Here is a 20,426-nt window from a genome sequence, read left to right on the forward strand (position 1 = left end):
CATGCATAGTGCAAAATTACAAGTTAGTGGGCGTCGCTAATGGGAGCATATATCCTTCGTCGCCTTCTACTCATTATCCCAACTATTTTGGGAATTATGGCGATTTCATTTGCGGTTGTTCAATTTGCACCGGGCGGACCTGTTGAGCAAGTCATTGCAGAGCTTACAGGTCAAGGTGATTCAGCCACGGAACGCCTGACTGGCGGTGGCGATAATCTTAATGTTGAAGAAGGCCTTGATGGAGAGTTCTCGTCCAAATATCGTGGTGCGCAAGGACTTGATCCGGAATTTATTGCACAGTTAGAAAAACAGTTCGGATTTGATAAACCCGCCCTTACTCGTTTTGGGATTATGATCTGGAACTATATCCGTTTTGATTTTGGCGAAAGCTACTTTCGTGACATTACAGTGACGGATCTCCTGATAGAAAAAATGCCTGTTTCAATCTCGCTTGGCATCTGGATATTGCTTCTATCCTACATCATCTCTATTCCGCTTGGGATTAAGAAGGCTGTCAGCGACGGATCAACTTTTGATGTCTGGACGTCTGGCATTATTATTATTGCCTATGCAGTCCCAGGATTTCTATTTGGTATTCTTCTTATCGTTGTTTTTGCAGGTGGCTCATTTTTAGATTGGTTTCCACTGAGAGGATTAGTGTCGGAAAACTGGTCTGAATTGAATTGGTTTGAAAAAATCCTCGATTATTTTTGGCACTTAACGCTTCCCATTATAGCCCTTTCTTTAGCCGCCTTTGCAACAACTACACTTCTTACAAAAAATTCCTTTATCGATGAGATTGGTAAGCAATATGTTGTGACGGCTCGCGCAAAAGGTCTTGCCGAAAAACAAGTGCTCTATAAGCATGTATTTCGCAATGCAATGCTCATCATCATAGCAGGCTTTCCGGGGGCATTTATCACAGCCTTTTTCTCGGGCTCACTCCTTATTGAAACAATCTTCTCGCTAGATGGTTTGGGTAAACTTGGCTTTGAATCCGTTGTTAAACGCGATTACCCTGTTGTCTTTGCAACACTGTATATATTCTCACTTATGGGACTGCTCATTGGTCTACTATCTGACCTTGTTTATACTTGGGTTGATCCACGTATCGATTTTGAGAAAAGGGATGTGTAATGCGACATAGCCCTGCGCCAACAAAACCCTTCTTTTCACCCATCAATCAACGCCGTTGGCAAAATTTTAAAGCAAACCGCAGGGGTTATTGGTCACTGTGGATTTTTCTATTTCTGTTCATTGCGAGTATGCTTGCAGAATTTGTTGCTAATGATAAACCGATCATAGCCTCATATAAGGGGGAAATACTTTTTCCGGTCATTATCGATTATCCGGAAGAAAAATTTGGTGGTTTCCTGGCGCAAACAGATTACCGAGACCCATTTATCAGCGAAGAGATTAAAACCAATGGGTGGATGTTTTGGCCACCCATTCGCTACTCCTATTCGACAGCAAATTCATTTATCCCCCATTCAGCGCCAACTGCCCCATTTTGGTCGATGGATGAAACACTTAGATGTTCGGCCTACCCACTAAAAGGAGAAGATCCTGACTGTACAGTTGGTAATCTCAATTGGTTGGGGACAGATGATCAAGCACGAGATGTTATGGCACGCTTAATCTACGGCTTTCGCATTTCGGTCCTATTCGGACTTATTCTCACTGTATTTTCAGCGATTATTGGCATTGCAGCCGGAGCGGTACAAGGCTACTTCGGCGGCTGGACAGATCTCATCATGCAGCGGTTTATTGAAATATGGTCTTCCATGCCTGTACTATATATCCTCTTGATAATCGCTGCTATTTTGCCACCGGGATTTTGGATTCTACTTGGCATAATGCTATTATTTTCATGGGTTTCATTTGTTGGAATTGTTCGTGCAGAATTCCTTCGCGCAAGAAATTTTGAATATGTGAATGCCGCGCGCGCACTTGGTGTCGGTAATGGCACAATTATGTGGCGCCATGTGTTACCTAACGCCATGGTGGCAACACTCACTTTCCTACCATTTATTCTATCTGGTTCTATCACGACGCTTACATCACTTGATTTTTTGGGCTTTGGGTTACCCCCTGGGTCCCCATCTCTGGGAGAGTTAATAGCTCAAGGCAAGCGAAACCTCGAAGCCCCTTGGCTAGGCCTTACTGCCTTTGTCGTTATTTCTCTTATGCTATCCCTACTCATCTTCATTGGCGAGGCGACACGAGATGCATTTGACCCAAGAAAGACATTCAAATGACAGAGAGCACCAAGAAAGATGATGTTATTCTATCTGTAGAAAACCTTAGTGTAGATTTTCATCAGTCTGGCCGCGTCACAAATGCTGTTAAGAATATATCCTTTGATATTGAAAAGGGTGAAACTCTCGCGCTTGTGGGCGAATCTGGCTCAGGCAAATCAGTATCGGCATTATCTATACTTAAACTCCTGCCTTATCCGGCTGCTCATCACCCGAGTGGAGTGATTAAATTTAAAGATCAAGACTTGTTAAATGCGAGTGCACCTGACCTTCGGGCTGTCCGCGGCAATGACATCACAATGATTTTTCAAGAGCCGATGACATCGCTCAATCCACTTCATACGATTGAACGACAAATTGCAGAAATCTTGCATCTTCATCAAAATATTGACCAAAAATCCGCACGACTTGGTGTTATTGAACTTTTAAACCAAGTGGGAATTCGTGAACCGGAAAAACGATTAAACGCCTACCCACATGAAATGTCCGGAGGCCAGCGACAACGTGTGATGATTGCCATGGCACTTGCCAATCGACCAGAATTGCTGATAGCGGATGAGCCTACCACCGCGCTTGATGTAACCGTCCAAGCGCAAATATTAAAACTTCTCAGTGAACTTAAAAAAAAGCATGGCATGTCGATGCTCTTCATTACGCACGATCTGGGTATTGTTCGCAAGTTTGCAGACCGTGTTTGTGTTATGACAGAGGGAGAGATTGTAGAAGCGGGACCAACCGCTGATATTTTTGAAAACCCACAACATGCCTATACCAAGCATCTGCTAGCATCTGAACCTAAGGGAGAACCACCTGAGGCAGATCGACGAGCACCAATTGTTTTGGAAGGCGAAGATGTCAAAGTCTGGTTTCCAATCAAATCAGGCTTCCTGCGCAAAGCAAACGATTACATAAAGGCCGTTGATGGTATTGATCTTACACTACGAGAAGGTCAGACGCTTGGTGTTGTTGGCGAATCAGGGTCTGGTAAAACCACACTTGGTTTGGCGCTCAGTCGTATGATTTCATCGCAGGGGAGAATAGCCTTTATCGGCAAGAATATTGATGAATATTCCTTCAGAGAGATGCGCGGACTTCGTAATCAGATGCAAATAGTCTTTCAAGACCCCTTTGGTTCACTTAGTCCACGTATGTCGATTGACCAGATTATTGGGGAAGGGTTGGCTATACATGAGCCACAGCTCACCGCCGATGAACGCGATAAGCGGGTTATTGATGTTCTCAATGAGGTAGGGCTGGATGCAAATCTGCGCTGGCGCTATCCGCATGAATTTTCAGGCGGACAAAGACAGCGCATAGCAATTGCACGGGCAATGGTTTTAAAACCCAAATTCGTTATGCTGGATGAACCAACATCAGCGCTTGATATGAGTGTGCAGGCGCAAGTGGTTGATCTTTTGCGAGAACTGCAAAAGCGTCATAAATTGGCATATCTATTTATCAGTCATGACCTTAAGGTTGTTCGCGCCTTAGCAAACGAAGTCATGGTAATGCAGCTTGGAAAAATCATCGAACAAGGGCCATCAACTCAAATATTTAATGAACCAGAAACCGATTATACCAGAGCACTGATTGCAGCTGCTTTTGATATGGAAACATAAAATTAGGGGCGTTTATAAAGGGTTGGTTTTCCGTACATGCCTTCTATACGTTTGATCGCCGCGGCTAGCGGTTCACGCACCACGCTCATCGTATAGCCATTGGCATGAATAAGAGTTTTATTATCCTCCACGATCGCCACGTGGCCATCCCAAAAAACCAAATCACCACGCTCTAGATATTCATACTTCTCGCCCGGTTCGATCACCTCACCGATTGACTTGGCCTGCATATCAGAATCACGCTGGACATAAGTTCCTGCAACAAACATCGAAAGCTGCACAAGAGCAGAACAATCTATCCCAAATGCGGAAGCGCCACCCCAGCGATAAGGCGTCTCAAGTAGGCGGCTCGCGTGATTTACATAGTCTGGACCACTAAATGCGCGCGCGGCTTTACAGTGACGTTCAAAAATAAACTCGCCTTCACGCGTAACCAGAAAACGCGTTCCCTTTTCTTCAATCTCATCCACAATATCAAGCCGACTTCCCATGGAGAGCGTCAAACGTGGTGTTCTTTTAATATTGGCCTCTGGGTATAAAAACGTGCGGGGATGGTCGACAATGTAGGTAAACTTTTTAAACCCCAATGCCACAGCTTCTGATGGGACATAACCGACATACTTGTCCTTCAAAAGCTGGATCCAAGACCAACCATCAGATTGTTCGAACACATATACTTCTTCGCCAAAAAGCGCTTCTGTTTCAATATTCAAACTTTCATCGGGGCGTTTCCGAAGTGGTATTTTTGGAATGCAGATTGTAGATAGCTCACCCTCTACATAGCGTCCTGCACGAACCTTGTCTTCGAGGCGAATATCCGCCAAGTCAGGACGATAAACATTTAATCTTTTGTCTAGTTCTTCCATTATCATATATCCTAGCGTTCGACCTTTTCGCCCTGTTCAATAATTATATCACCGAGTTTCTCAATAAAAAGTGCACCCTCTACTGTTCGTTTAATGATCACATTTCGACGATCTCGTTCATCTCTTGATCTTCTTACAAAGCCAAGCGAGCCCATTGTATCAAGTGCACGTGTAATAACAGGTTTAGTCACATTTAGTTTCTTCGCCAATCCGCGCACAGTGTGCGGGGGGGACGATAAATAAATTTCAAGCAAAATTGCCATCTGACGTAATGTCAAATCCGGACCTTCATCCAAAACCTGAGCAAACGCCACAGAATGCCATAGAGCTAACGCTTGGTACGGCCGCATTGGAATAGACATAGATATACCCGTTTTTCATTTCGGATACGTTACTTTACATAAAACCTATAACATTAGCAAATTTATATGTGCTGATCAGCTATACCGCGCTTCTAACACGCTAAAGAGCGTATGAATGGCTTGCGCTTCTCCTCCCATAGGGGAATGCGCACGTTCTTTTGGATTCCATCCATAAATATCGAGGTGAACCCAGGACGTACCTTCGGTGACAAATCTTTTCAAAAAGAGAGCTGCTGTTATTGAACCTGCAAAACCACCTGAGGGCGCATTTGTGAGATCCGCAATGCGCGTTTTCACATCTGCCTCATAGCCGTTATACAATGGCATTCTCCAAACCGGATCATTCTCTTGCAATGCAGTCTTTGAAATCTCATCAGATAATGTTTCATCATCGGTATAATAAGGTGGTAAATCAGGACCAAGCGCAACGCGTGCAGCTCCTGTCAGTGTCGCCATATCAATAACGAGCTCAGGCTCATGCTCACATGCAAAAGTAAGCGCGTCCGCTAATACCAGCCGACCTTCCGCATCAGTGTTATCCACCTGAATGGTTAGACCCGAACGGCTGGTTAAGATATCGCCCGGACGGAATGCATTGTCCGAAATTGAATTTTCCACAGCCGGGATCAATATGTGCAAATTCACAGGCAGATCAGCGTCCATAATCATAAGAGCAAGTGCGAGAATATTTGCTGCACCACCCATGTCCTTCTTCATCAAACCCATTGCCGATGCGGGCTTGATATCAAGGCCGCCCGTATCAAAACATACCCCTTTTCCAACCAAAGCCAGCTTTGGCGCGTCTTTCTTGCCCCATTTCATTTCCAGAAGACGCGGTGCACTTTCCGACGCGCGACCTACCGTATGAATAAGTGGGAAATTTTGCTTTAAGAGTTCATCACCTTCTATGACTTTGATCTTAGCTTTATAGCTCTTGCCAATATCTTTGAAAACTTGTTCGAGATCAGCGGGCCCCATATCATTCGTTGGAATATTGATCAGGTCCTTAGCTAAAAAACTGCCGTAAATTTTACGTTCTATATCAGAAAAGTTTTCTATGCCTTGGGAAACTATACGAACCGCTTTATGTTCTGATTTTAGGTAATTCTCAAAGCGATATGACCCCAGCCCAAAAGCAAAAGCTATGTCTGCTACATTTACCGACTGTGATTTAATTTCCCAATCACCTTCTGATAAAAGCTTGGAGAGCTTGCCGCAACAAAGCGTATCTTGACCATCGCCAAGTCCAAATACGGCGCCTGCCAAACTACTATCCTGAGATGGCAGAGATGCAAATTCACCCTTAGCGCCACTAAAACCGATATCGCTGATCCATTTTGATGATGCATCCGGCAAAGCACCTGCTGCAACTTCATCTTTGGTCAAAATCCAAATCGGGCGTGCTGTTTTAGAACTGGAAACAAAAGGCAGTTTGCGGTTTTGAAAACGAAATGAAGTCATGATTTTCCTATCCTAAATAGCGTGAACAATTCTTAACGCGAAGTTCGCGCAAGAATCATTTGTTAACCTTCCATTAGGGTTAACAGATTATTGATAAATTAAGGAATAGCCGTCCGCAGATTTATTCTCCAGGCATTTTTACTTAGCTTGAGGCACACGAGGTTTCCAATGGAATACGCAGCTCATTGTCGGTCAAAATTTTCTAGAATATCAGTCACGGTAGCTGTCTGTCTGATTGCGGGAACACTTGCCGGATGTGCATCCAAAAGCAAACTGACAACTGGTTCCGTTGCTAGCTTTAATAAACCTCTTGCACAAATGAACGCGACTGAACTTAACAATGCAGCCCGAACTGCAGGTGCAAAATATAAAAGTAATCCCAAAAGTGGCCCAATCGCCATGCAATATGCATCTGTTTTGCTTATGACAGGTAGCAATGAGCAAGCGCTTGCAGTTATGCAACAAGCTGCAATTCATAACCCGGAAGATAGAACTGTGCTGGCAGCTTATGGCAAGGCGCAGGCTGGCGCTGGTAATCTTGATCAAGCATTACAAACAATTCGCCGAGCACAAACTCCAGATCAACCAAATTGGAAACTATTATCTGCAGAAGGTGCCATCCTTGATCAGCTTGGGCAATCCGTTCAAGCTCGGTATAAATATCGCGAGGCATTGGATATCGTACCAGATGAGCCGTCTGTCTTATCCAATTTAGGCATGTCATATGTATTGGAGGGTGATCTACGAACTGCAGAAACATATATGCGCAATGCCTCCAAGCAACCTGCTGCCGATAGCAGGGTACGTCAAAATCTAGCTCTGATCGTTGGCCTACAAGGTCGCTTTGATGAGGCAGAAAAGATTGCTCGCGGCGAGCTTTCCGGTAATCAAGCCGAAGCTAACGTCAGATATTTGCGTGAAATGCTGGCCCAAAGCAATTCCTGGAAAAAACTAGCAGATAGCTAAAATTTATATGGAATAACAGTTCGGGTGTTTTCATCAATATCAAGCTTACGCTTGAGGGGTGGCACTGCCCTTTGATGGCAATTTGATCGGTCACAAATACGGCACGAAATACCAATAGGTTCGAAGGCCTGTTCGCTTTTGATATCCAAATCATCAGCGTAAACCAGTTCCGATGCATGTATAATTTCACAACCCAAGGCAAGTGCATGGCGCTGTACCGGCTCACGAAAGCCGCCCTTCTTTTTGGTCACGGCTTTTGACAGGCATAAATATCTAACGCCGTCGGGCGTTTCAGCCAACTGACGACATATCTGTTCTGGCGTTTCAAAAGCACGGTGAACATTCCACAAAGGACAAGCAGAGCCAAATCGAGCAAACTGTAATTTCGTGGCACTATGTCGCTTGGTAATATTGCCCGCTTGATCAACACGTGCGAAGAAAAACGGGATACCCTTGCTGCCGTTGCGCTGTAGTGTGCTTAAACGGTGGCTAACTTGTTCAATACTCGCACCAAAATGATCAGATAAAATTTCAAGGTCATGTCTATGTGTACGCGCCAGATCTAGAAACTGACCATAAGGCAAAAGTGCTGCGCCGGCAAAATAGTTGGCCAATCCAATTTGACATATAGCTCCTGCATCTTCTGATCTAAAATCAGCCCTGTTCACAATGTCTCTAATCAAGTCACCATGCTCAATGAGAGCAATCTGATGCGCGATTTGAAAAGCGTTGGTTGATTCGGAAGCGCGTGAATCCAACTTCAGGGTTCGCGATATGGAATGATAGCTTCGCAAAACCCGTTCATCTGCTGAAATATTTGCGACTGAAACATGTACGCGATGTTTTCGCTCGATATATTCAGCTAAAGCTCGAACACTTTTCTGACCTCGCTGCAACGCCGCTTCTGCAAGATCCTCGGCAAGAACATCAAGTTCATGAACATAATTATCAATGTAATGAAAGTAGTCACGAACCTCTTCATAAGGGGCTGGTTCAGTTAGTGCGCCGCTTCTCTCAAGCGTGTCATCGAGTTCGGCGAGCTGCTCCCCTGCGCGCCGCAAAGCATGATGCATGGACAAAAACGCTTTCGCGACGGCGGGCGCATTTTGGGTTACAAGTTTGAGATCCTGCCCATTTGGAGATTCACCACCAAAAAGCGGATCAGCCAAGGCCTCAATCATGTCCGCAAGCAAGCGGTTGCTATCATCTTCGGACAAAGTCGTGATATCAACCGAGAATTTTTCAGCCAGCGAAAGAAGCACATTGGCTGATAAATGCCGCTGATTATTTTCAATCTGATTGAGATAACTCGTTGAAATTCCAAGTTGGTTGGCAAAGTTGGCCTGCGTAAGTTGATGTTGCTCACGGATAGCTCTGATATTTCGCCCGATAAAGAGTTTTCGCCCACGCATGTTTGCACTTTCGCAAAATTTAAGTTGCAATATTTGCTAAACTGATAATGTTGCATTTTCAACCCTTATTTTTATGAAAATATCCGCTATAAGGGCACTAAGATAAGGGGAAATAAATGCAAGATATTCTCGATGAACTGGAATTGCGCCGCGATGGTGCGAAGATGGGTGGCGGCCAAAAGCGGATCGATGCGCAACATAAAAAGGGTAAGCTCACAGCCCGAGAACGGCTTGAAATTTTGCTGGATGAAGATTCATTTGAAGAATACGACTTATATAAAGCGCATCGCTGCACAGATTTTGGCATGGCTGAAAACCAAATTCCTGGCGATGGTGTTGTAACTGGATGGGGAACTATTCACGGCAGACCTGTTTATGTTTACGCCCAAGATTTTACTGTTTTCGGCGGCTCGCTATCAGAAACGCATGCCGAGAAAATTTGCAAAATCATGGATCTTGCGACGCAGAATGGTGTTCCTGTTATCGGTCTTAATGATTCTGGTGGCGCGCGTATTCAAGAAGGTGTGGCGTCTCTCGGCGGCTATGCGGAAGTCTTTTGGCGAAACACGCGCGCATCTGGCGTTGTGCCACAAATTTCAATGATCATGGGGCCTTGTGCGGGTGGCGCGGTCTATTCACCAGCGATCACAGATTTTATCTTCATGGTCAAAGATACATCCTATATGTTTGTTACCGGCCCTGACGTGGTTAAAACCGTGACAAATGAGATTGTAACATCTGAAGAATTAGGTGGCGCATCAACTCACACGAAGAAGTCATCTGTTGCTGATGCCGCTTTTGAGAATGATGTCGATGCTCTGCTGCAAATGCGCGAATTTTACGATTATCTACCATTATCTAATCGTGAAGCCGCACCAAATCTTCCAACATCTGACCCCATTACACGTGAAGAAACATCGCTTGATACAATCATTCCAGCCAATCCAAACCAGCCCTATGATATGCGCGAAGTGATTGAGAAGGTTGCAGACGAACAGCAGTTTTACGAAATTCAAAAAGATCACGCGGGCAATATTCTCATCGGCTTTATCCGCATGAATGGTGATACGATCGGGGTCATTGCAAACCAACCGATGGTTCTGGCCGGCTGTCTGGATATCGACGCTTCTAAAAAAGCAGCACGTTTTATTCGTTTTTGTAATGCATTCAACATACCTCTTCTTACCTTTGTTGATGTCCCCGGCTTTCTTCCTGGAACTGCGCAAGAATATGGCGGCATTATCAAACATGGGGCAAAATTGTTGTTTGCCTATGCTGAAGCTGACGTTCCTATGATCACGGTTATTACACGAAAAGCTTATGGCGGAGCCTATGACGTGATGGCCTCTAAACATATCCGATCAGACATCAATTATGCCTGGCCTACAGCTGAAATTGCTGTGATGGGTGCAAAAGGGGCAACAGAAATTCTCTATCGGTCCGAACTTGATGATCCTGAGAAAATTGCTGAGCGCACCAAACAATATGAAGATCGCTTTGCCAATCCGTTTATCGCGGCTCAACGCGGCTTTGTTGACGAAGTCATCATGCCACATTCAACACGCCGCCGCGTTGCACGTGCATTCGAAATGCTGAAAACCAAGCAAGTCGATCAGCCCGCACGTAAACACAGCAATATACCGCTTTAGGAGAAGCATATGCCATCATTACCTTATATGCTTAAACATCGCGGCTTTCCGTCTCGACTTCCGGGGACAGATTTTCAGTTTACCATTCGCCGTGCAGCGCCTGTTGCGACAAAAATTGAAAAACGGGAGCGGCATCCAGATCGCAAGAAAATCCTGAACGAAGCTGATAAAAATTTTCTGGCCTGCCTTTGGAAAGCTTTTGGTAGTGAGCCATTTGAACGCGGTAATCTTGATGCCGGGCGATTGGGCACACTATTTATGCGCGAAGTTAAACCCGTTGATACTGATTTTGATCCCCAAGATTATGAAGCCATGCTGTACATTGATGAGCATGTAGCACGAGCTAGTTTTCCGGAAAGCCTTGAAGAGGACAATTACAAATGATTAAAAAAATCCTCGTTGCCAATAGAGGCGAGATTGCGTGCCGTGTCTTTAAAACAGCAAAACGTATGGGCATTGCCACGGTTGCTGTATATTCTGATGCTGACAAGAATGCATTACACGTATCCATGGCTGATGAAGCTGTACACATTGGACCTGCGGCAGCTTCTGAAAGCTACCTCATCATCGATAAAATTGTTGCAGCTTGTAAAGAAACTGGCGCCGATGCGGTACACCCGGGCTATGGTTTTTTATCCGAGCGAGCAGAATTTTCAGAACGTTTAAAGCAAGAAGGTATCATTTTTATTGGCCCACCAAAGGGTGCCATTGAAGCGATGGGCGATAAAATCACCTCAAAAAAAATCGCCGATGAAGCTGGTGTATCGACAGTACCGGGACATATGGACCTGATAGATGACGCAGAACACGCAATCAAAATCGCCAATAAAGTTGGTTATCCTGTGATGATCAAAGCTTCTGCTGGCGGCGGCGGCAAAGGTATGCGTATTGCATGGAATGATGATGATGCCCGTGAGGGCTTTGATCGCTCAAAATCTGAAGCGGCAAGCTCATTTGGCGATGATCGCATTTTCATCGAAAAATTTGTCGAAGAACCACGTCATATTGAAATTCAAGTTCTCGCGGACAGCCACGGAAATTGCATTTATTTGGGCGAGCGCGAATGCTCGATACAGCGACGCAATCAGAAAGTTATTGAAGAGGCACCTTCTCCCTTTCTGGACGAAGCAACACGCAAAGCGATGGGTGAACAATCTTGCGCATTATCAAAAGCGGTTGACTATGTAAGTGCCGGAACGGTTGAATTTATAGTCGATAAAAACCGGAACTTTTATTTCCTTGAGATGAATACGCGACTACAAGTCGAGCATCCGGTGACAGAGTTAATCACAGGTGTTGATTTGGTTGAGCAAATGATCCGCGTTGCGGATGGGGAGAGGCTTTCTCTCACACAGGACGATATCTCCATTAATGGCTGGGCGATGGAAAGCCGCCTTTATGCAGAAGATCCCTATCGTAATTTCCTTCCATCGATTGGCCGCCTAACACGCTATCGTCCGCCCGCAGAAGGTGACATTGGTGACGGGAACATTGTGCGCAATGATACAGGTGTTTTTGAGGGTGGTGAGATATCAATGTATTATGATCCTATGATCGCAAAATTATGCACATGGGGTGAAACGCGCGATGAAGCCATCCAGACGATGGGCGAAGCGCTTGATATGTTTGAACTGGAAGGCATTGGCCATAATTTGCCATTTCTATCTGCTGTGATGACACACCCCCGTTTCCAAAGCGGCAATATCACAACTGCATTTATTGCTGATGAATATCCAGATGGCTTCCATGGTGTCGACCTATCTGCAGATGAATATCGCGCAGTTGCCGGAATAACAGCTTCTATGCAGCTGATTGAGGATATCCGAAAACAAGCGCTGCGCTCGATTGAGCTTGGTGTCGCACACTCTCAGGCGGCAAATTACGTTGTCAGAATAGCTGATCATAAATTCCCGCTCTTGATCGGTCAGGCAGATGACGAAATTGAAGGTAACTTTCAGGTGTTGTTCGAAGGAGACGAACAAGCCACTGAACTCTATTCCAGTTTTGAAACAGGTGATACGCTCGTGGCTGGCAATATTAATGTTGGCGAAGATGAAAATTATACTCTCAAGGCAAACAAACGGGCAGATGGATTTCGCATTCGCACACGCGGGGCCGATCTGGAGGTAAAAGTTCTCACGCCTCGCACGGCTGAGTTGTTGGATCTCATGCCAGAAAAACAAGAAGCTGATACATCAAAATTACTTCTTTGCCCAATGCCAGGTCTGGTCAATGCTCTTAATGTTTCTGTTGGCGATAAGGTCGAAGCAGGTCAAGCGCTTGCCATTATTGAAGCTATGAAAATGGAAAACGTCCTCAAGGCTGAAAAATCTGGAGTGATTAAATCAATTCCAGTTAGTGAAGGTGATAGCCTTGCGGTTGATACGGTAATCATGGAGTTTGAATAATGGCTTCCAAACGCGATTGGCTTGAACTCACCAAGAAAGAGCTTAAAGGCAAAGACCCTGAAAGCCTTAATTGGCAAACGCCTGAAAATATTACGGTTAAACCGCTTTATACAGATGAAGATGTTCCTGCCTCCGCTAAAGCGGAAATGCCAGGTCATGCGCCCTTTACCCGCGGCATAAAAGCTACAATGTATGCCGGTCGACCATGGACAATTCGCCAATATGCAGGTTTTTCTACGGCAGAAGAGAGCAACGCATTTTATCGCAAAAACTTAGCCGCAGGCCAAAAAGGGCTTTCGGTTGCCTTCGATCTGGCGACCCATCGAGGATATGATTCTGACCATGAACGTGTCGTTGGTGATGTGGGTAAAGCCGGCGTTGCTATTGATAGTGTTGAGGATATGAAAATCCTCTTTGATGGTATTCCCTTAGATCAAATGTCTGTTTCCATGACAATGAACGGCGCAGTTATTCCTATTCTTGCGATGTTTATTGTGGCAGGAGAAGAACAAGGCGTTTTGAAGGAGCAACTCTCCGGCACCATTCAAAATGATATTCTTAAAGAATTCATGGTTCGAAATACCTATATCTATCCGCCAGAACCTTCAATGCGCATCATTGCGGATATTATTGATTACACAGCGCAAAATATGCCAAAATACAACTCTATTTCTATTTCCGGCTATCACATACAAGAAGCTGGCGCGACGTTATCGCAAGAGCTCGCTTACACACTTGCCGATGGTATGGAATATGTACGCGCCGCCATGGCAAAGGGTCTTGATGTCGATGCTTTTGCTGGCAGGCTCTCATTCTTCTTCTGTATTGGTATGAACATCTTTATGGAGGCATCAAAATTACGCGCTGCCCGCCAATTATGGGCGAAAATCATGACGGACTTTGGCGCCAAAAATGAGCGTTCAAAAATGTTGCGCACACATTGCCAGACATCTGGTGTCTCACTAACCGAGCAGGACCCCTACAATAATATCGTTCGCACAACTGTAGAAGCTATGGCGGCAACACTTGGCGGCACGCAATCACTGCATACAAATTCCTTTGATGAGGCTATCGCACTACCAACAGAATTTTCAGCCCGAATTGCTCGTAATACACAGCTGATCCTCCAACATGAAACAGGCATTACGAATGTTGTCGATCCTCTTGGTGGCTCCTACTATGTCGAAGCGCTGACAAGCGATCTGGTTGAGGAAGCGTGGCGCTTGATTAAAGAAGTGGAAGCCATGGGCGGCATGACCAAAGCTGTTGAAGCCGGGTTACCTAAGATGCGGATCGAAGAATCTGCCGCAAAACGGCAAGCGCGAATAGATAAGGGTGAAGATGTCATTGTTGGTGTGAATAAGTACCGACTGGACGATGAAGCCCCTATTGATATTCTTGATATCGACAATGCCAAAGTTCGAACAAGTCAAATCAAACGTCTCAGTAGAATTAAATCCACGCGCAATAAAGATGCCCATGCGAAAGCAATAGAGGACTTAAAAATTATTGCATCGTCAGGAGTTGGAAACTTATTAGAAGCGGCAATCGAAGCAGCACGTGCACGTGCATCCCTTGGTGAAATTTCCGATGCTATGGAGATCGCATTTAACCGTCACAAATCAACAACCCGAGTGATTTCCGGTATCTATCAATCCGATTACGAAGGTGATACCGAGTATGAAGCAATTAAGTCGAAAATTGCTGAAGCAAAGATTGAACGCGGAAAGACACCGCACATTCTTGTTGCGAAAATGGGTCAGGATGGACACGATCGAGGTGCAAAGATTATTGCCACCGCTTTTGCAGATATGGGTTTTGACGTCGACCTATCAGATATGTTCGAAACACCCAACGAAGTTGCCGATCGGGCTATCGAGGCAAATGTCGATGTAGTTGGTGTTTCCTCTCTGGCCGCAGGGCATAAAACACTTATTCCTGAACTTATCCAATTGCTTAGGGATAAAGGCAACCCTGACATTATCGTTGTTTGTGGGGGCGTCATTCCAGAACAGGATTACCAAATGCTCAAAGATGCAGGTGTTGCCGAGATTTTTGGCCCTGGGTCTAACGTTATTGATGCTGCAAACGGTGTTTTGGGACAAATTACGGGTCAATTGAGAAACTTTTAATGATTTCCGACACGCTAAGTTAGCCAAGAATTAAACTACAACATTCCGTTAGTGCGATTTACGACAAAATAAACGATTTTTACACATTCTACTGTTGCAATGCACGCGCTAAGGCGTTGATTTCTTATCACGCTTCTAATGGGAGTTGGTTTACTTTGGGCAAAGTCGCAAGCACTAAAGCAAAAAATAACGAAGGCAATTTTTTGTCAAAATTGATGTTTGTTGAGCAACGCAAACACAAAAGGTTTGTCACGAACTTACCCTGTAAAATTCACTACTTTAAAGATGGCATCAGGCAGCGCGGAAACATGGAAGCTCGGCTGATGAATATATCCGCGGGCGGTGCGCTTATCCATCCACGATTTATGTTACGCCGAGACGTGCATCTTTATCTGATTTTGGATAACTACCCTGTTAAAATTTCCGCTGCCATTGTTGATATCACAAAGAATGTTCACCACTTAAAATTTGCAAAAGAGCTACCAGAGAAGGTTGTAGAGCCTATTGCTGCGGGTGCGCCTTATAATGCAATATTAAATTGGAAGAGCCGTAAAGTCGAAAACTAAACTGATCTTAGTATGATCAACATTGAACTGTTGCAATTATGTTCACTGACAACAAAAAAGCGAGTGATTTGAAAAAACGCGAACTTTTTGCTTGCCTCATCCGTCAGAATACAAAATAAAGCCAACGAGAAGCACATCGATCGATTCACCTGTTGAATTTTCATTGGGACTTAGAGACTTATGCAGTTTAGGCAATCATTCCAAATTCTGATTTTGATATTTCTCGGAGCACTCGCAGGGTGTGCATCCAACACTGAACCTACCACCCCAAAAACATATGAAATTTTTTCAGATTCATATGGGTCCGTTAAAGACGGTGATTACAAATTGCCTGCAATTCCAGTCAAACGGATCAACAAAAAATACCATCGTCAAATTGTGAAATTCTATTCGTCATACCCACGCGGTACAATAGTTGTTAATACACCACAACGTTATCTCTACTATGTACTTGGTGGTGGGAAAGCCGTTCGTTATGGTATTAGTGTTGGTCGGGAAGGTTTTGCTTGGGAAGGTGAAGCTTACATCGCGGTAAAACGCGAATGGCCGAAATGGTTCCCACCTGAGGAAATGGCTGACCGCCAACCACATCTTCGAAAATATGTTAAAAAGGGTATGAACCCTGGGCTTAAAAATCCACTGGGTGCGCGTGCGCTGTATCTGCATGACAGTAAAACACGTGAGGACACCTTGTTTCGCCTTCATGGCACACCACAATGGAGCTCCATTGGCACCGCAGCTTCATCCGGCTGCATACGCTTAATCAATCAAGATATTATCGATCTGTTCGATCGTGTAAAACCAGGCCGCCTAGCTAAAGTCATTGTCATTCAATAAACTCAAACTTTATTGAACGTTCCTAATAACAATAGCCCGCCCCCCGTGTAACAATCACGGGGGCTATTTTCTACATTATGAAATGATTTTATGCGTCGGCTTTTAACTCGAGGCGTCGGCGGTGTAAGATAGGCTCGGTATAACCACTTGGTTGAGAAAGACCTTCTAAAACCAGCTCCAATGCGGCTTGGAAAGCAACGGAACCATCAAAGTCAGTCGCCATCGGTTTATAAAGTAGATCATTCGCATTTTGATCATCAACGACTTTCGCCATTTTTTTCATCGTCTCAACAATTTGCTCCCGAGATGCAACTCCATGATGAAGCCAGTTTGCCATGTGTTGGGCCGAAATGCGCAATGTGGCTCGATCTTCCATCAAGCCAATATTATTAATATCAGGCACTTTTGAACATCCAATACCTTGATCGACCCAACGAACGACATAACCCAAGATGCCTTGTGCATTATTGTCCAGTTCAGCTTGAATATCTTCTGCGGTCCAGTTTGGATTTTTTGCAACCGGAATTGACAAAATATCATCAATATTAGCGCGAGCACGTGATTTAAGTTCGCTTTGAACGTCTGATACGTTGACTTTGTGGTAGTGTGTTGCATGCAATGTTGCTGCCGTTGGTGATGGAACCCATGCAGTGTTTGCGCCAGACTTGGGATGGCCAATTTTTTGAGCAAGCATTTCGGCCATAAGATCCGGCATGGCCCACATACCTTTCCCGATCTGCGCATGGCCAGATAATCCGCATTCAAGACCAATATCTACATTCCAGTTCTCATAGGCGCTAATCCATGCCGCTTGTTTCATGTCACCTTTACGGATCATGGGACCAGCATGCATGGATGTGTGCATCTCATCACCCGTACGATCAAGGAAGCCGGTATTAATAAATACAACACGCTCTTTTGCTGCTCTGATACATTCTTTAAGATTTACCGTTGTGCGGCGCTCCTCATCCATAATGCCCATTTTCATGGTATTTGGCTTCATGCCAAGCGCTTGTTCTACGCGGCCGAAAATTTCACTCGCAAAAGCCACTTCTTCCGGACCGTGCATTTTAGGTTTAACAACGTACATCGAACCTTCTGTCGAGTTCACAAAACGACCTTGAGGCCCAATATCACGCAAAGCAATAAGGCCCGTGATCATCGCATCCATAAGTCCCTCAGGCGCTTCATTGCCATCCTTATCTAGAACGGCAGGGTTCGTCATCAGATGGCCAACGTTTCGGATCAACATTAATACACGACCCGGCAACGACATATCTGTACCATCGGCTGCAATGAAACTACGATCAGAATTGAGCTTACGAACAATTGTCTTGCCATTTTTCTCAAGGTTTTCTTCCAGATCGCCTTTCATTAGGCCGAGCCAATTGCGATAAACGACTGTTTTATCTGCGCCATCAACAGCGGCAATGGAATCTTCACAATCCATGATTGATGTCAAAGCTGATTCCAAAACAACATCCGAAATGCCTGCCGCATCCGCGCTTCCAATTTGGCTGGTGGCATCGAAGATTACCTCTACATGCATCCCGTTCTTCTTAAGAAGAATAGATGATGGATTTTCCGGATCACCATTATATCCAACAAACTGTGCAGCATCTTTTAGGGGTACATCTTGCCCATCGCTAAGCTTGACGACAAGCTGTCCACCATCAACAGAAACATTGGCGATATTATGCCAATCACCTTTAATTGGAACACTTTCATTTAGGAAATCGCGTGCCCATGCAATGACTTTTTCCCCCCGAGAAGGATTGTAACCTGACGTTCTTTGAGCTTCACCATCATCGGAAATTGCGTCTGTTCCATAAAGCGCGTCATAAAGTGATCCCCATCTGGCATTAGCGGCATTCAGGGCAAACCGAGCATTCATGATAGGCACAACAAGTTGCGGGCCCGCGGTTGCACAAATTTCCGCATCCACTCTGTCGGTGCTGACCGAGAATTTATCCCCTTCAGGCAGCAAATACCCGATTTCGGTCAGGAACGCTTTGTAAGCATCTAAATCATGAGGTGCACCATTGTCGCGGTGCCACGCATCAATTTTTTCTTGCAATACATCACGCTTAGCTAAAAGTTCACGATTTTTAGGCGCCAAATCATGCACAAGCTTTGAAAATTGTTCAAAAAAATGATCAGCTTCAATAGCAGAACCCGGCAAAGCTTCTTCTGTGAGAAACTTAAAGAGCTCCTGATCAATTTGTAACCCGTTAATTTCTTGCATTATCTATGACCCCGTCAAATTACATAGGACTTTTCATGCATCAATAAAGAACATCAATTTATTGTCAATTAACATATAAAGAATAAGATTATTTCCTTTTTAGAAACAATCTTATTCTCGCTTTGAAACACTCATCCTTAGACCTCCAGCAGGTTGTACTGTAAGTTTTTGGACCGGCCATGGTTTTGTTGTATCCGGACAATGGAACCGATAGCTCTTCATCAAAACTCCCAGAGCAATAATTGCTTCTTGCAGCGCAAACGTTGCACCGATACAAACGCGCGGTCCTGCGCCGAATGGGAGATATTGAAAACGATGAAGTTTAGCCTTGTTTTCTGGCAAAAACCGCTCAGGACGAAAAACCCTTGGCTTTTCCCATAATTTCTCGTGACGATGAAGCGTCCATGGCATGATTAGCACCGTCGTATCTTTCTCAATCGTCACATTTTTTCCGTCGTGGGAAACCCATTTATCATCGGCGAGCGCCGCTCGGTTTATTGAGGGCGCAGGTGGATATAAACGCATTGCTTCTTCAAAAGCCGCACGGGTCCAAGGCATGTGCTCCGGCCAGTCAACAGGATCTATATTCTCATTGTGAACCTTGTCGGCCTCAGCTTCCATCAAATTTCGGTATTTACATGAGTTTGCGACGCAATATAGCGTCCAAGCGAGCGCTCTAGCTGTGGTTTCATGCCCTGCCCCTATGAATGTTATGATATTATCCTCTATTTCCTTACGTTTCAGACCTTCCGGTCCGAGCTGACGTAATAACAATGTCAGAAAATCATCGGGGATATCAGCGGTTCCATCCTCCATCAAAGCAAGCCGTTTTCCGGCGGTGTCTGAAACAATTTTTCTAAACTTTTGCATGATCGGAAACCCCAGAAGGCGGCGGAAGCGAGGCACCCATTTGGGCGCTTTAATAAGATCAAGCGGATCAACTCGTCCCATTGTATGCAGGAGTTTTTCGACATCCTGAGCCAAGTCAGCTTTATCGGACGCAATATCATTTGAAAATAATGTTTCGGCCAATATCTCATAGGTGAGTTCGGTCATATCGACGGCGAAATCTGTTTCTTCAATCTGTTCATATTTTTTCACATATTCTTTTGCGCGCTTATGCATAAGATCAGCAAAGCCTTTAGCATGGCGCGGCGCAAAAACAGGTGCTACAGACTTCCGCGAGCGTTTCCAGACATCGCCTTCCGCTGTTAAAAGACCATCTCGCAGAATCGGGCGCAAAATCAATTGCCTAACAGTTGCCATACGATAGTTTTTTGCATTCTCCACCAGCACATAATGGATGAAGTCAGGATCGTTAATAATGAGCATTCGTTCATTTAGAAACTTCGTTTTAATCCAAGGCAATGTGTATGAAGGCTGACCCCAAACCTCCAAGGGGTTAGTAAGTGTTGATTTAATAACCTCAAAAATAGACGGAATTGTTGTTCTTGGGATGGGTGCTGGGGGTTCGAAATCACTTAAATTCTCGTCAATTTTCATGATCTTTTGTCCTCAAATTTATAACATCGCCGGAACTGTCATTATTTACATCAGAACTATACACAATAATATCAAAAAAACCTGTCGAAACCGTGTTCAAAATTTGGTTTTTGAACCATCAAACACTATATAATATATGCTT

General features: G+C 44.7%; 16 protein-coding genes and 1 pseudogene. 11 read left to right on the plus strand and 6 right to left on the minus strand.

Features of this window, described 5'->3' with window-relative positions; all coding sequences use genetic code 11:
• Nucleotides 1-39: 39 nt before the first annotated feature.
• From AB2J24_RS05790 to AB2J24_RS05800, 3 genes are read left to right on the plus strand one after another with little or no spacing between them, the layout of a single operon-like run.
• Nucleotides 40-1,137, plus strand: coding sequence for a microcin C ABC transporter permease YejB (locus AB2J24_RS05790; RefSeq protein WP_367384768.1), 1,098 nt, complete (start codon nt 40-42; stop codon nt 1,135-1,137).
• The gene (locus AB2J24_RS05795) at nt 1,137-2,258 is read left to right on the plus strand and encodes an ABC transporter permease (protein ID WP_162654395.1); all 1,122 of its coding nucleotides are present in this window, start codon (nt 1,137-1,139) and stop codon (nt 2,256-2,258) included. The genes AB2J24_RS05790 and AB2J24_RS05795 overlap by 1 nt, the downstream gene beginning before the upstream one ends.
• Nucleotides 2,255-3,877 carry an ABC transporter ATP-binding protein gene (locus AB2J24_RS05800; protein WP_367384769.1) on the plus strand — a complete coding sequence of 541 codons (1,623 nt, stop codon included), beginning with the start codon at nt 2,255-2,257 and terminating at the stop codon, nt 3,875-3,877. The genes AB2J24_RS05795 and AB2J24_RS05800 overlap by 4 nt, the downstream gene beginning before the upstream one ends.
• Before the next feature lie 2 nt (nt 3,878-3,879).
• Here the strand turns inward: AB2J24_RS05800 and AB2J24_RS05805 are convergent, their stop codons facing one another.
• From AB2J24_RS05805 to AB2J24_RS05815, 3 genes are all read right to left on the minus strand, one after another.
• On the minus strand, nt 3,880-4,743 hold the full coding sequence (locus AB2J24_RS05805) for an NlpC/P60 family protein (RefSeq protein WP_367384770.1): 864 nt from the start codon (nt 4,741-4,743) through the stop codon (nt 3,880-3,882).
• An 11-nt stretch (nt 4,744-4,754) separates the two neighbouring features.
• A complete protein-coding gene (locus AB2J24_RS05810) occupies nt 4,755-5,105 on the minus strand; it encodes a MarR family winged helix-turn-helix transcriptional regulator (RefSeq protein WP_162654398.1) in 351 nt (116 codons plus the stop codon).
• Between the two features lie 75 nt (nt 5,106-5,180).
• The gene (locus tag AB2J24_RS05815) at nt 5,181-6,566 is read right to left on the minus strand and encodes a leucyl aminopeptidase family protein (protein ID WP_367384771.1); all 1,386 of its coding nucleotides are present in this window, start codon (nt 6,564-6,566) and stop codon (nt 5,181-5,183) included.
• A gap of 168 nt (nt 6,567-6,734) precedes the next feature.
• Here AB2J24_RS05815 and AB2J24_RS05820 point away from each other — a divergent pair, with 168 nt between their 5' ends.
• Nucleotides 6,735-7,532 (plus strand): tetratricopeptide repeat protein, encoded by a 798-nt coding sequence (locus tag AB2J24_RS05820; RefSeq protein WP_367384772.1) that lies wholly within the window; start codon nt 6,735-6,737, stop codon nt 7,530-7,532.
• Here the strand turns inward: AB2J24_RS05820 and AB2J24_RS05825 are convergent.
• Nucleotides 7,529-8,944, minus strand: a complete 1,416-nt coding sequence (locus AB2J24_RS05825) for a helix-turn-helix domain-containing protein (RefSeq protein WP_367384773.1) — start codon at nt 8,942-8,944, stop codon at nt 7,529-7,531. The two genes, AB2J24_RS05820 and AB2J24_RS05825, sit on opposite strands and share 4 nt — an antisense overlap.
• Nucleotides 8,945-9,060: 116 nt before the next feature.
• On the opposite strand from AB2J24_RS05825, the gene AB2J24_RS05830 reads away from it, so the two are divergent.
• From AB2J24_RS05830 to AB2J24_RS05855, 7 genes and pseudogenes are all read left to right on the plus strand, one after another.
• Nucleotides 9,061-10,593 carry an acyl-CoA carboxylase subunit beta gene (locus tag AB2J24_RS05830; RefSeq protein WP_367384774.1) on the plus strand — a complete coding sequence of 511 codons (1,533 nt, stop codon included), beginning with the start codon at nt 9,061-9,063 and terminating at the stop codon, nt 10,591-10,593.
• A gap of 9 nt (nt 10,594-10,602) precedes the next feature.
• Nucleotides 10,603-10,977, plus strand: a complete 375-nt coding sequence (locus tag AB2J24_RS05835; protein WP_367384775.1) for a hypothetical protein — start codon at nt 10,603-10,605, stop codon at nt 10,975-10,977.
• A pseudogene (locus AB2J24_RS05840) lies at nt 10,974-12,357 on the plus strand (acetyl-CoA carboxylase biotin carboxylase subunit); the annotation flags it as partial. The gene AB2J24_RS05835 and the pseudogene AB2J24_RS05840, both read left to right, overlap by 4 nt.
• 38 nt (nt 12,358-12,395) lie before the next feature.
• On the plus strand, nt 12,396-13,001 hold the full coding sequence (locus AB2J24_RS19885) for a biotin/lipoyl-containing protein (protein WP_420883627.1): 606 nt from the start codon (nt 12,396-12,398) through the stop codon (nt 12,999-13,001).
• Nucleotides 13,001-15,133: a methylmalonyl-CoA mutase gene (gene scpA / locus AB2J24_RS05845; RefSeq protein WP_367384777.1), complete on the plus strand. Its 2,133-nt coding sequence runs from the start codon at nt 13,001-13,003 to the stop codon at nt 15,131-15,133. The genes AB2J24_RS19885 and scpA overlap by 1 nt, the downstream gene beginning before the upstream one ends.
• 215 nt (nt 15,134-15,348) lie before the next feature.
• Entirely contained in the window at nt 15,349-15,699 is a 351-nt protein-coding gene (locus AB2J24_RS05850) for a PilZ domain-containing protein (protein WP_244627975.1), read from the plus strand.
• A gap of 180 nt (nt 15,700-15,879) precedes the next feature.
• On the plus strand, nt 15,880-16,536 hold the full coding sequence (locus tag AB2J24_RS05855) for a L,D-transpeptidase (protein ID WP_162654406.1): 657 nt from the start codon (nt 15,880-15,882) through the stop codon (nt 16,534-16,536).
• An 88-nt stretch (nt 16,537-16,624) separates the two neighbouring features.
• Here AB2J24_RS05855 and AB2J24_RS05860 read toward each other — a convergent pair whose 3' ends face one another.
• Both AB2J24_RS05860 and AB2J24_RS05865 read right to left on the minus strand, forming a co-directional pair.
• Nucleotides 16,625-18,781, minus strand: coding sequence for a malate synthase G (locus AB2J24_RS05860; RefSeq protein WP_367384778.1), 2,157 nt, complete (start codon nt 18,779-18,781; stop codon nt 16,625-16,627).
• Between the two features lie 111 nt (nt 18,782-18,892).
• Complete coding sequence (locus AB2J24_RS05865; protein WP_420883628.1) at nt 18,893-20,278, minus strand: cytochrome P450; 1,386 nt, start codon at nt 20,276-20,278, stop codon at nt 18,893-18,895.
• Between the last annotated feature and the right edge of the window lie 148 nt (nt 20,279-20,426).

This window comes from Lentilitoribacter sp. EG35, from assembly GCF_040784015.1.
Lineage (GTDB): Bacteria > Pseudomonadota > Alphaproteobacteria > Rhizobiales > Rhizobiaceae > Lentilitoribacter.

Coding starts and splice junctions, on each gene's coding strand:
- AB2J24_RS05850 (WP_244627975.1), top strand. CDS start 15,349: ATGTTTGTTGAGCAACGCAAACACAAAAGGTTTGTCACGAACTTACCC.
- AB2J24_RS05810 (WP_162654398.1), bottom strand. CDS start 5,105: ATGTCTATTCCAATGCGGCCGTACCAAGCGTTAGCTCTATGGCATTCT.
- AB2J24_RS19885 (WP_420883627.1), top strand. CDS start 12,396: ATGCAGCTGATTGAGGATATCCGAAAACAAGCGCTGCGCTCGATTGAG.
- AB2J24_RS05805 (WP_367384770.1), bottom strand. CDS start 4,743: ATGGAAGAACTAGACAAAAGATTAAATGTTTATCGTCCTGACTTGGCG.
- AB2J24_RS05790 (WP_367384768.1), top strand. CDS start 40: ATGGGAGCATATATCCTTCGTCGCCTTCTACTCATTATCCCAACTATT.
- AB2J24_RS05795 (WP_162654395.1), top strand. CDS start 1,137: ATGCGACATAGCCCTGCGCCAACAAAACCCTTCTTTTCACCCATCAAT.
- AB2J24_RS05855 (WP_162654406.1), top strand. CDS start 15,880: ATGCAGTTTAGGCAATCATTCCAAATTCTGATTTTGATATTTCTCGGA.
- AB2J24_RS05820 (WP_367384772.1), top strand. CDS start 6,735: ATGGAATACGCAGCTCATTGTCGGTCAAAATTTTCTAGAATATCAGTC.
- AB2J24_RS05830 (WP_367384774.1), top strand. CDS start 9,061: ATGCAAGATATTCTCGATGAACTGGAATTGCGCCGCGATGGTGCGAAG.
- AB2J24_RS05860 (WP_367384778.1), bottom strand. CDS start 18,781: ATGCAAGAAATTAACGGGTTACAAATTGATCAGGAGCTCTTTAAGTTT.
- AB2J24_RS05800 (WP_367384769.1), top strand. CDS start 2,255: ATGACAGAGAGCACCAAGAAAGATGATGTTATTCTATCTGTAGAAAAC.
- AB2J24_RS05825 (WP_367384773.1), bottom strand. CDS start 8,944: ATGCGTGGGCGAAAACTCTTTATCGGGCGAAATATCAGAGCTATCCGT.
- AB2J24_RS05835 (WP_367384775.1), top strand. CDS start 10,603: ATGCCATCATTACCTTATATGCTTAAACATCGCGGCTTTCCGTCTCGA.
- AB2J24_RS05815 (WP_367384771.1), bottom strand. CDS start 6,566: ATGACTTCATTTCGTTTTCAAAACCGCAAACTGCCTTTTGTTTCCAGT.
- scpA (WP_367384777.1), top strand. CDS start 13,001: ATGGCTTCCAAACGCGATTGGCTTGAACTCACCAAGAAAGAGCTTAAA.